The sequence below is a fragment of the Pseudoalteromonas phenolica genome (assembly GCF_005886345.1).
Lineage (GTDB): Bacteria > Pseudomonadota > Gammaproteobacteria > Enterobacterales > Alteromonadaceae > Pseudoalteromonas > Pseudoalteromonas phenolica_A.
In genome coordinates this window covers 1-11,704 of the sequence record NZ_PNEC01000035.1, presented here as the reverse complement: position 1 = coordinate 11,704, position 11,704 = coordinate 1, and the positions used below count along the sequence as shown (strand labels likewise).

Annotated in this window: 11 protein-coding genes and 1 pseudogene; 1 reads left to right on the top strand and 11 read right to left on the bottom strand. The window is 41.8% G+C overall.

Translation table 11 applies throughout. The features are described 5' to 3' along the window. Position 1: 1 nt before the first annotated feature. The 11 genes from CWB72_RS13225 to rsmD all read right to left on the bottom strand — a co-directional run bounded on the left by CWB72_RS13225 (position 2) and on the right by rsmD (position 11,290). Positions 2-835, bottom strand: a complete 834-nt coding sequence (locus CWB72_RS13225; protein ID WP_138632113.1) for a class I SAM-dependent methyltransferase — start codon at positions 833-835, stop codon at positions 2-4. Between the two features lie 95 nt (positions 836-930). Then, complete coding sequence (gene purH / locus CWB72_RS13220; protein WP_138632110.1) at positions 931-2,517, bottom strand: bifunctional phosphoribosylaminoimidazolecarboxamide formyltransferase/IMP cyclohydrolase; 1,587 nt, start codon at positions 2,515-2,517, stop codon at positions 931-933. Positions 2,518-2,776: 259 nt separating this feature from the next. After that, entirely contained in the window at positions 2,777-3,067 is a 291-nt protein-coding gene (fis, locus tag CWB72_RS13215) for a DNA-binding transcriptional regulator Fis (protein ID WP_005491017.1), read from the bottom strand. Positions 3,068-3,082: 15 nt separating this feature from the next. Next, positions 3,083-4,054, bottom strand: coding sequence for a tRNA dihydrouridine synthase DusB (gene dusB / locus CWB72_RS13210; protein WP_138632107.1), 972 nt, complete (start codon positions 4,052-4,054; stop codon positions 3,083-3,085). Positions 4,055-4,332: 278 nt separating this feature from the next. Then, positions 4,333-5,211 carry a 50S ribosomal protein L11 methyltransferase gene (gene prmA, locus CWB72_RS13205; RefSeq protein WP_138632104.1) on the bottom strand — a complete coding sequence of 293 codons (879 nt, stop codon included), beginning with the start codon at positions 5,209-5,211 and terminating at the stop codon, positions 4,333-4,335. A 60-nt stretch (positions 5,212-5,271) separates the two neighbouring features. Further along, entirely contained in the window at positions 5,272-6,039 is a 768-nt protein-coding gene (locus tag CWB72_RS13200; RefSeq protein ID WP_138632101.1) for a hypothetical protein, read from the bottom strand. Positions 6,040-6,107: 68 nt separating this feature from the next. After that, positions 6,108-7,946 carry an RNA polymerase sigma factor RpoD gene (gene rpoD, locus CWB72_RS13195; RefSeq protein ID WP_138632098.1) on the bottom strand — a complete coding sequence of 613 codons (1,839 nt, stop codon included), beginning with the start codon at positions 7,944-7,946 and terminating at the stop codon, positions 6,108-6,110. A 119-nt stretch (positions 7,947-8,065) separates the two neighbouring features. After that, positions 8,066-9,805 carry a DNA primase gene (gene dnaG, locus CWB72_RS13190; RefSeq protein ID WP_138632095.1) on the bottom strand — a complete coding sequence of 580 codons (1,740 nt, stop codon included), beginning with the start codon at positions 9,803-9,805 and terminating at the stop codon, positions 8,066-8,068. A gap of 74 nt (positions 9,806-9,879) precedes the next feature. Next, positions 9,880-10,326 carry a GatB/YqeY domain-containing protein gene (locus CWB72_RS13185; protein WP_138632092.1) on the bottom strand — a complete coding sequence of 149 codons (447 nt, stop codon included), beginning with the start codon at positions 10,324-10,326 and terminating at the stop codon, positions 9,880-9,882. A 21-nt stretch (positions 10,327-10,347) separates the two neighbouring features. After that, positions 10,348-10,563: a 30S ribosomal protein S21 gene (rpsU, locus tag CWB72_RS13180; protein ID WP_010362466.1), complete on the bottom strand. Its 216-nt coding sequence runs from the start codon at positions 10,561-10,563 to the stop codon at positions 10,348-10,350. A 139-nt stretch (positions 10,564-10,702) separates the two neighbouring features. Beyond that, positions 10,703-11,290, bottom strand: a complete 588-nt coding sequence (rsmD, locus tag CWB72_RS13175) for a 16S rRNA (guanine(966)-N(2))-methyltransferase RsmD (RefSeq protein WP_138632090.1) — start codon at positions 11,288-11,290, stop codon at positions 10,703-10,705. Positions 11,291-11,473: 183 nt separating this feature from the next. Here rsmD and CWB72_RS13170 point away from each other — a divergent pair. Beyond that, positions 11,474-11,704: pseudogene (locus CWB72_RS13170) on the top strand (signal recognition particle-docking protein FtsY); the annotation flags it as partial.

Below are 11,704 nucleotides of genomic sequence, written 5' to 3'. Positions count from 1 at the left end.
ATTATAACTTTTTGAATTTTAGGGTCATGCGATCGCTTTCCCCAATTGCCTTATACTGCTCAGCTTTTTCTTCACCTAAAGCTAAACGTGGTGGCAATGTCCAAACACCTTTCGGGTGGTTAGCACTATCAAGTGGGTTAGCGTTAACTTCGCTTGCTTCTACCAATTCAAAACCTGCTTTTTTAGCAACTTCGATAACATAGCTTTGCTTCATATACCCTGATGACTTTTGGTCTTCGTCGGCACGGTGTTCTGGTAAACGGTGTTCAACAACACCTAAGATACCACCCGTTTTAAGCGCTTTATTAAATGCTTTAAATGCACTTAAAGTGCTCTCTTCACCACCACGCATGTACCAGTTGTGTACATTACGGAAGGTTAAAACCATGTCAGCAGAGCCTGCAGGGGCAATGTCTGAGTGAGTGACAGGCGCAAACTCGGTAATTTTTACTTCGCTAAAGCGTGTATCTTCAGCCACTTTCTGTTTAAAGCCAGCTAGTGAGCGCTGGTAATAACCTACTTTTGAATCAGCTGGGAAATGCGCTGCATAAAAAGTACCTTGCCCTTTAACAGCAGGTGCTAAGATCTCTGAATACCAACCACCACCAGGTGCAATTTCAACCACTGTCATATTTGGCTTAAGGCCAAAAAATTCAAGGGTTTGTGCTGGGCGACGGTATTGGTCACGGGCGCGGTTCTTATCAGAGCGAGCATTGTTAGCTACAGCAGAGGTTAACTCAGCAGAGCTAGATGATGTTGATGAACCTGTTGCAGAACAACCAGCAATGGCAGTAACAATACTAGCAGCGAGAAGTGTTTTTAAACCGAATTTCATTTTTTATGTCCTTCACTTTGAGTGTGTTTTAAGCAGACTACTTGAAATTGGGAGAAAGAAAAAGCGCGAAACGATGAATGTTTCGCGCCTATCGATTAGTGACGGAAGTGGCGCATGCCAGTAAATACCATCGCCATGCCAGCTTCATCAGCTGCCGCGATAACTTCTTCGTCACGCATTGAACCACCCGGTTGAATAACTGCAGTGATACCCGCTTCAGCAGCGGCATCAATACCATCACGGAATGGGAAGAATGCGTCAGAAGCCATAACAGAACCTTTAACTTCTAGGTTCTCATCAGCCGCTTTAATACCAGCAATCTTCGCAGAGTAAACGCGGCTCATTTGACCTGCGCCTACACCAATTGTCATACCGTCTTTTGCGTATACAATTGCGTTTGATTTAACGAACTTAGCGACTTTCCAGCAGAACATTAGATCTTTCAGTTCTTGCTCTGTTGGCTGGCGCTTAGAAACCACTTTAAGGTCACCCATTTCAACCATGCCTTGGTCACGGTCTTGTACTAAGATACCGCCATTAACACGTTTGATGTCAGCTTGCGTCGTTTTGCTTGACCATTCGCCACACTCAAGAAGACGAACGTTCTTCTTAGCTGCAACGATTTGCGTCGCTTCTGCAGAGATACTTGGTGCGATGATCACTTCAACGAATTGACGTGAAACAATCGCTTCTGCTGTGTTTGCATCTAGTTCACGGTTGAATGCAATGATGCCACCGAATGCAGAGGTAGGGTCTGTTTTGAAAGCACGGTCGTAAGCAGCAAGGATGTCTTCGTCTACCGCTACGCCACATGGGTTAGCGTGCTTAACGATAACACACGCTGGCTTGTCGAACTCTTTTACACACTCAAGCGCTGCGTCAGTGTCAGCGATGTTGTTGTAAGAAAGGGCTTTACCTTGTAGTTGTTTTGCAGTTGCAACTGAGGCTTCTTCAAGGTTGTTTTCAACATAGAAAGCAGCATCTTGGTGAGAGTTTTCACCGTAACGCATATCTTGCTTCTTAGTGAATTGCATGTTGATAGTACGAGGGAATTTAGTCTCAACAGCGGCTTCTTCAGTGTAATCTGGGACCATTTTACCGAAGTAGTTGGCAATCATACCGTCGTATTGTGCTGTGTGCTCGTATGCTGCAATCGCAAGGTCAAAACGTGTTTGGTACGTCGTAGAACCTTCGTTTGCTTGCATGTCAGCAATAACGCGGCCGTAATCTGATGCGTTTACAACAATTGTCACGTCTTTGTGGTTTTTCGCTGCAGCACGAACCATAGTTGGGCCACCGATGTCGATGTTTTCAATCGCATCTTCTAAAGTACAACCTTCTTTTGCAACAGTTTGTGCAAACGGGTAAAGGTTAACAACAACCATATCGATAGCTGAAATGTTGTTTTCTTCCATCACGCCTTCGTCTTGGCCGCGACGACCTAAGATCCCGCCATGTACTTTCGGGTGAAGGGTTTTTACTCGGCCATCCATAATTTCTGGGTGACCTGTGTAGTCAGATACTTCCGTGGCAGCAATGCCGTTCTCTGTTAGTAGTTTAAACGTACCGCCAGTTGATAGTACTTCTACGCCTTGTGCACTTAGTGCGCGGGCAAATTCAACAATACCGGTTTTATCTGACACGCTTAGTAGCGCGCGACGAATTGGACGATGTATATCCATGATGGTTTGGGTTTCCTCAATGATTACTTAAGGGCTAGCTTAGAAGTACGCTATTTTAGCCTAAAACGAATGAGAAAACGATTAAAAAGGCAGAGAAGAGGGTGAGAAAAACTGAATTTATGCTGTTGGTATTTTGCACAAAGTGTGTTTGTTTGAAATTTAAGTATTAGTTTCTTGAAGCGCTAAATTGTTAAATTTTAGGCAATAAAAAAGCACCCTAAGGCGCTTTTTTATATTAAGCATTAAGCAGAAACTGAAATTAGTTCATGCCGTACTTTTTAAGTTTCTTACGAAGAGTACCACGGTTGATACCTAGTAAGATCGCAGCACGAGTTTGGTTACCACGAGTATAAGTCATTACTTCTTCTAAAAGTGGTGCTTCAAGCTCAGAAAGAACAAGATCGTAAACGTCTTGTACGTCTTGACCGTTAAGCTGTTTTAAATAGTGGTGTACAGCTTTTTTTACTGCATCGCGCAAAGGTTGCGGTTTCTCTTGTGACTGAACGTGAGCGTTAGTAATAAATGGAGAAGTCACATTTTGTTCGAACATCTTTATGTCTCTTTCTTAGTTAGCTGCTAGTGTTTTAAAGTATTGCTCTAATGCCTCGATTTGCTCTTTGGGCGTTTCAAGGGCATTAAATACTCGCCTAAATTGACCTTCTTGGTCATGGGCCTGCAAATACCAAGATACATGCTTGCGTGCGATGCGCGCTCCCATCGGCTCCCCATAGAATTGATGAAGGTTTACTAAGTGCTCCATCAATATGCTTTGCACTTCAGACAATGCTGGTGCAGGCATATGTTCTCCGGTTCGCAAATAATGATCTATCTCTCGGAAAATCCAAGGACGACCTTGGGCGGCTCGACCAATCATAATGGCATCTGCGCCCGTATATTCCAGTACCTGCTTCGCTTTTTCTGGAGAGGTAATGTCTCCATTGGCAACCACAGGAATTGATATTGAACGTTTAATATCCCGAATCGTGGCATATTCTGCTTCCCCTTTGTACATGCAAGCACGCGTGCGACCATGCACAGCCAAAGAAGCAATTCCATTACGTTCAGCTATCTTTGCAATCTCAACACCATTGCGGTTATCGGTATCCCAGCCAGTACGGATCTTTAATGTCACCGGTACATCAACGGCTGCGACAACTGCCAGAACAATTTCTTCAACCAGTTGTGGATACTGCAACAATGCAGAGCCTGCTAATTTCTTATTCACTTTCTTAGCGGGGCAGCCCATATTGATATCTATGATCTGCGCACCGTTATCTACATTGAACTGAGCTGCCTGTGCCATCAACTCAGGATCGGCACCTGCAATTTGTACAGAGCGAATACCAGACTCACCAGAATGATCCATACGGTTCATTGATTTATCTGTTTTCCATACTTTTGGATTTGAAGACATCATTTCTGACACCGCAAGACCGGCACCCATTCGACGACACAATTGTCTGAATGGTCTATCAGTGATCCCAGCCATCGGGGCTACAATCAAGTTGTTTTCAAGTTGGTATGGACCTATACGCACTGCTATCCAAATCTGCCTCGTTTCAAGGGGCGCTAAGTTTACGGTTTTTTTTGAAAAAATCAAAGGCTAATAATTGAACATTATTGTTTTTTTTTTGAACTTTATATCTTGACTTTTGATAACAGTTTGAAGGAGCTTTCTTATTGGGGGATTTTTAAGCAAAAACAGCATGTGTGAAGAAAAATAATTAGGATAATGAAAGTGAAAAAATCGTAAAGCCTGTTAAACACAGGCTTTAGCTGTTACAAGTTACTAACTCTACAGACAGGGTATTTTGTTTAACTTGCTTTCATTTGACCACTTACGCGCGTCCATTCTCCTTCTTGCGCAATGATTTCAAGGTCAACAAATGGCGCATAAACATCGGCAACAGATTGTGCTTGCTCTTCTAAGATACCTGACATAGCAATTGCACCAGTTGGCTTTAAGAAGCCAAGAATGATCTCATGCAGTTCACGAAGTGGCTGAGCAAGAATATTTGCTACTACAATATCAGCATGAAACTCAGGCTGGTTTTCAGGTAGATATACTTCAAGCTGGTCGGCTACGCCGTTACGCTCTGCATTATCTTTAGAAGCAATCAATGCTTGCGGGTCAATATCAATACCAATCACGCGTTCAGCACCAAGTTTGATTGCAGCAATGCCCAAAATACCTGAGCCACAACCAAAATCGACTACTGTTTTACCCGTCAAATCTTGGCTTTCTAGCCATTTCAAACAAAGGGCGGTTGTTGCATGTGTACCAGTACCAAATGCAAGGCCTGGATCCAGCAGAACGTTTACAGCATCTGGTTCTGGAATATCACGCCAGCTAGGGCAGATCCAAAGTCGCTCACCAAATTTGATTGGGTGGAAGTTATCCATCCATTCGCGTTCCCAGTCTTTGTCTTCTAGCTGTTCTATTTTGTAAGTGAGCGTATCAGCAACATTGGCTTTTAGATACGCGACAACCACGTCCATATCGTGTGCAGCATCGAACAGACCAATCACCATGGTTTCTGGCCATAAGGTGACTTCGCCCGGCTTAGGTTCGTATACCGGAGTATTACTGCCGTCCATAAAAGTGACTGATGGACAGCCTACATCTAAAAGTAAATCGCTGATTTGGTCAGCGCTTTCTTTGTTAGCGTGAATGCGAATTTGGATCCAAGCCATGGGTATTCCTATATTAATAAAGTGGGTATAAAAAGTAATAAATTAGATTTTAACTTATAGTTAAAGTTTACTATTCAAATAATAGTAAATGTGCATGGCAAAAAAGTTCATCTGTTCGAGGACTCCCTTTTTGACATCTTCGAACTCGTCTTCAGTAATGTTTTTAAACATTTTAGGTGCTTTATAATTGTTGAGGAGTTTGTTTTTTATCCTATGATTATTTAAAGAGCGCATTTCTTTGTGTGCCGTTATGGGGTAAAGGGGATCTAATAGCTCTGCTGAAATATTATAACTAGCAGAAGCGTAATAGCTTTTTACTCCTAAAACACTTCGAGAGACTAGCCCTAACCCTTCGCTATAATAAGTTATACATGAATAAGCACCACAGTTTGAAGTAAAGTATGTTGGCTTTTCATCAATATGGATAACAAGTCTAACATTATCTTTGAGTAGTTCTTTTATTAATTCTGAATGGGTTTCTGAGTATTTCCATTGATTATTTTCTACAAGAATTAACCCTGTTGGCTCTAAGGTATCTAAGCCATAATCTCTTAAATCTACGACTTTATAGTCCTGAATTTTTTCAAGCGCACCTTTAAAAATCTTAAAGATATTATTTTGTATATCCCAATCATAGTCATACTCTTTAACAAAGTTGCTGAAGGGAGTTGCTCCAATATGAGTATGTTTAGGTGAGGAGCTAGTGTTGATTAGAATGGCTATTTTGGTATTTTTAGGTAGTGTAATATCTGGTTCAGGAGGAAGCTCATACGATGCGCAAGCTGACAATAAAGTTATCAGAAAAAAAAGAGAAAAGCTTTTAATCATTACATTTATATCCCTTAGTCTAAATAAAAAGGCCGCTTATAGCGGCCTTCAAAATAAGTTTTTTATTCTTAGCCTTTAACGTCTAAGAAGCTCTTTAATAAGTCTGAGCGTGAAGGGTGGCGAAGCTTACGAAGCGCTTTAGCTTCAATCTGGCGAATACGCTCACGTGTTACGTCAAACTGCTTACCTACCTCTTCTAATGTGTGGTCAGTATTCATATCGATACCGAATCGCATACGAAGTACTTTTGCTTCACGAGCGGTTAAGCCTGCTAACACTTCGTTCGTTGCGCCACGAAGACTTTCCATCGTTGCTGAATCAATCGGAGACTCAATAGTCGTGTCTTCGATGAAATCACCTAAGTGCGAATCTTCATCATCACCAATTGGTGTTTCCATTGAGATTGGCTCTTTTGCAATCTTCAATACCTTACGGATCTTGTCTTCAGGCATCATCATGCGCTCTGCCAGCTCTTCAGGACTTGGCTCACGACCCATTTCTTGTAGCATCTGACGTGAAATACGGTTTAGTTTATTAATCGTTTCAATCATATGTACAGGGATACGGATTGTACGTGCTTGGTCAGCGATAGAACGTGTAATTGCCTGACGGATCCACCAAGTCGCATAAGTTGAGAACTTATAACCACGGCGGTATTCGAACTTATCAACCGCTTTCATTAGACCAATGTTACCTTCTTGGATAAGATCCAAGAACTGTAGGCCACGGTTGGTGTATTTTTTCGCAATTGAAATTACAAGACGTAAGTTCGCTTCAACCATTTCTTTTTTCGCACGGCGAGCTTTAGCTTCACCAATACTCATACGACGGTTGATGTCTTTGATACGTTCGATTGTTAAACCTGTACTTTCTTCGATCGCTTTAAGTTTGTTGATACAGCGCTCTACTTCAGGCTTAACTTCTTGTAATTTTACTGAGTACTTTTCGTTAGCTGCAATTTCAGCGTCAACCCAAGCCATATCTGTTTCGTTGTTAGCAAAGTGCTTAACAAAAGTCTTCTTCGGTACCTTGGCGATTTGTACCACTTGCTTCATAACAATACGTTCTTGAACACGTACTTTGTCCATCATCTCACGCATGTTGTTAACCATGCGATCGAATTGCTTAGGTACTAGTTTGAAAGTACGGAAGTGGTCACCAATTTCAGTGATTGCTACTTGCGCATCTGGGTGAGCACGACCTTTTGTTTCAAAGATAACGCGTGCAGCATTATATAGCTCACGAAGCTTTTCGAAGTTTTCGCGTGCTTCTTCAGGATCTGGACCTGTATCTGCTTCTTCTTCGTCTTCGTCATCATCACCATCATCATCTTCATCAGCTAAGTCTTCGTCACTTAGTTCAGAACCGATGTGCGTGGCAGAGATTTGAGTTTCTTCAGCATCAGGATCAAAAAAACCAGAAATAATATCGCTAAGGCGAATTTCTTCCGCTTCAAATTTATCCCATTGCTCAAGCAGATAAGTGATGGCTTCTGGGTACTCAGCAACTGAGATTTGTACTTGGTTGATACCTTCTTCAATACGCTTAGCGATTTCGATTTCGCCTTCACGTGTAAGTAGTTCAACAGTACCCATTTCACGCATATACATGCGTACCGGGTCGGTAGTACGACCGATTTCTTTTTCCACAGTTGCAAGTGCGGCAGCGGCTGCTTCAGCAGCATCTTCGTCTGTCGTAGTTTCTTGCATCATTAGTTCATCGGCATCTGGTGCATTTTCAGCAACCTTGATACCCATGTCATTGATCATACTAATGATGTCTTCTACTTGATCTGAATCTATGATGTCCTGTGGAAGGTGATCGTTAACTTCTGCAAACGTTAAGTAACCTTGTTCTTTACCTTTCTGAATCAGAAGTTTGAGTTGTGACTGAGGAGATTGATCCATAGAGAATTATGCTTCCACTCTGATAAGTTGATACAACAGGCGCTAGCACTACAGCATTTTAAGCTAGGCGCACGTGAATAGAACATTATAACAGCAATGATTAATGTTCGCTAGTCATTCTAACGTTTAAGTGCCTGAGTTAATAACGCAAGCTCGAGTTTTTCGTCTCTACTTAAACCGTCAGTCTTGTCTTTTATTAATAAGGTCTCGTGTCGGTAATTTAAACACTGGTTTTCAATAAATTGGAAAGAATCTTTAAAATAATCTTCCAGCTTTTCATCAGCGACACCATGTTGCCAAACAGCCAGTTTTTTCAATGCGTCAAACTCAGGGGTATCTCGGTATTGCTCGAGCAGTTGTGCCGTCGTTATGTCTATGTTTTGTAAACATAGGTGCTGTATGTTGAGCAGCAGTTGAATGCCGGGAATGGCCATTTCGGCAAGCTCAGGCATATACTCAACACTACTAGCAAGCTTAGGGTGCTGTAGCAATAAACCAATAGCACCACGCATAGGGGTCACTTTGAACTTTCTTTCTATTGAAAGTTGCTCATTTGGGTTATCGACTTTTTTAGCGAGCTGCTCTTTGGTTCGACCGATCAGCTTTGCCAATGTTTCTAGCAGGTTTTCTTGATAGAACTCGCTGGGTACTTTAGAAATAAGCGGTAATGCATCACTCATTAACTTGGCTTTACCTGAATCGGACGTGACATCGCAATTTTCTAGTAACTTGCGAAACAGTACTTTGGAGAAATCTTCAGCTTGATCTAAGCGAGATTCAAATGCGTCTTTGCCTTCTTTTTGCACCAGTGAATCAGGGTCTTCACCATCGGGCAAAAATACAAAGCGCAAAGACTTGCCATCTTTCAAATTGCTTAACGCGTTTTCGAGTGCCCGCCAAGCCGCATCGCGACCGGCTCTATCACCGTCATAACAACAAATGACTAAATCGGTTGTTCTGAATAGAGTTTGCATATGCTCTGGTGTTGTGGCAGTGCCTAGTGCCGCTACTGCGTAACTTATGCCTTGTTCGGCTAATGCCACAACGTCCATATAGCCTTCAACAATGAGCATTTTTTCAAGCTTACTATTCGCTTGCTTTGCTTCATATAAGCCATACAATTCAAGACTTTTGTGGAAAATGCGTGTTTCAGGCGAGTTCAGATACTTAGGGCCTTGGTCATCGCCCATAACACGTCCGCCAAAAGCGACGACACGGCCACGCTTATCACGAATAGGGAACATCAACCTATTGCGGAAAAAATCGAATTGTTTGCCAGGTGTTTTTTCTGATGCGAGTTTTAACTCGAGTAGTTGTTGCTTTTGTGCTGGATTGCGAGCAAGTTGATCACCTAATGCATTCCATTCGTCCGGGGCATAACCAATGAGATATTTTTGAACCGTCTCACCAGATAAACCCCGACCTTTAACATAGTCGATGACTTGCGTGGCATTTTTATGGTGTTTTAACTGGTGTTGAAAGAATTTTGCAGTTTGCAACATTAAGTCATAATCAGACTTTTTCTCTTGCATGCTGCGTTCAGGTTTACCTGAACCTTGCTCACGTGGTACTTCGAGGTTTAAAAGTGCAGCGAGTTCTTCAATGGCATCAACAAACTCAAGTTTGTCGTAGTCCATCATAAATGAAATGGCGTTACCGTTAGCGCCACAACCAAAGCAGTGGTAAAACTGTTTATCTCTAGAGACAGTAAATGAGGGCGTTTTCTCGTTATGAAAAGGGCAGCATGCTTGGTAATCTTTGCCTGCTTTTTTTAGGCCAATCCGATTATCAATCAGGTCAACAATATCGGTTCTATCGAGCAGTTCGTCGATAAATTGTCTGGGAATTTTTCCTGCCATAAATACTCTAGAGCTTATACGAAGAAACCGAGCGCATGGCTCGGTTTACTTAAACATACTATCAGTATGAGGGATTATGCGCTTAATCTTTGCTTAATTAAACCAGAAACTTTGCCTAAATCGGCTTTGCCTTCTGCTTTTGCTTTGATTAACCCCATAACTTTACCCATGTCTTGCATACCTGCTGCGCCGGATTCGGCGATTGCAGCATCAATCAAAGCTAAAATCTCTTCTTCAGTCAAAGGCTGAGGTAAGAAAGCTTCAAGCGCTTCAATTTCATTGGCTTCAATTTCAGCTAAATCATCACGACCAGCATCTTTATACTGGGTGTATGAATCACGGCGCTGTTTAACTAACTTAACTAAAACAGAGGTAATACCTGCATCATCTAGTGTCGTTTTATTGTCAATCTCACGCTGTTTGATTTCAGCAAGAACCATACGAATAGCACCAAGGCGAACCTTGTCTTTTGCTTTCATAGATTCTTTTTGTGCGTCTTTTAGCTTTGTTAAAAGGCTCATTTATGCAAGACCAAAAACAGATTAGTATAATTTAACGCGACGTGCGTTTTCGCGAGAAAGCTTCTTCATGTGACGCTTTACTGCAGCAGCTTTTTTACGCTTACGCTCTGCTGTTGGCTTTTCATAGTGCTCGCGACGACGAACTTCTGAAAGGATACCTGCTTTTTCACATGAACGCTTGAAACGACGAAGTGCTACGTCAAACGGTTCGTTCTCTCTTACTTTAATTACTGGCATTAAAAATTCACCTACCTAATTTATGAGCTAAGCTCATCTGATCAAATAATGACCACGTGGTTCAAAAATGGTGCGGTATTGTAAGCTGAAGCATTACCGCGTGTAAAGACTAAATTTTAGCAAATTACTTAGCATTTTCTTAATTTCGCTGATAAAGCCTGCAAAGTACTTGTCCTGCTTGTTTTTCTTTTAATACTTGCCAATTCTCAGGGGCATCAAAAGTACATTCTTTTTCGACTTCAACATAGATTAACGCCTCATCAGCAAGCCAATCATTCTGCTCCAGTAAATGGCAGCTTGGTTCGGCAAGCCCTTTTCTAAAAGGCGGATCAACAAAAACCAAATTAAACTTATCACCTTGATTTTCAATAGTTAAGTGCTCAATGGCACTCGTGTTTATGATGTTTGTGTTATCTAGTTTTAAGGTGTTGGCATTGTTTCTTAATTGTTCAGCTGCCTTTTTATTTAATTCGATAAAGGTTGCATGTGTTGCAAATCGTGATAAACATTCAAACCCTAAGCCGCCAGATCCTGCAAAGCAATCAAGCACATTGGCACCTCTGGTATCTTGCATTAACCAGTTAAACACGGTTTCTTTGACTCTGTCTGTGGTTGGGCGTAGCCCTTCTAAATCATTAACGGGTAACTTTCTGCCGCGAAATTGACCACTAATGATCCTAATAAAGCCATTATTGTTGGTTCGTTGAGGTGCTGATTTTTTTCTCATGCTTTTGACATCAAACTGATTGTTATTTGGTGCTTAAATTAACCTAGGCAGCATTTTTACTACCTAGTGTTACGTGATACACTGGGCAAAGTTTTCAGTACAACTCTTATTAGCTAACGAAAAGCTTTGTTCTACCAGAGTGAGTTAGTTTATCAGACTTTATCTATATGGTATTTAGCGGGTATGGGAAAAAAGAATAAATTTCTGTCTTGGTTAGGTTTTGGCAAAAAAGACGAAGAGCAACAAAAGACTCAACAAGCAGAAGAGCTGGCGCGATTAGAAGCTGAGAAGTTGGCGCAAGAAAAAGCCGAGCAAGAACGCATTGCAAAAGAGCAAGCCGAACGTGAAGAAGCAGAACGTTTGGCACGTGAAGCTGAAGCTGCAGAGAAAGCTCGTTTAGAAGCTGAAAGACTA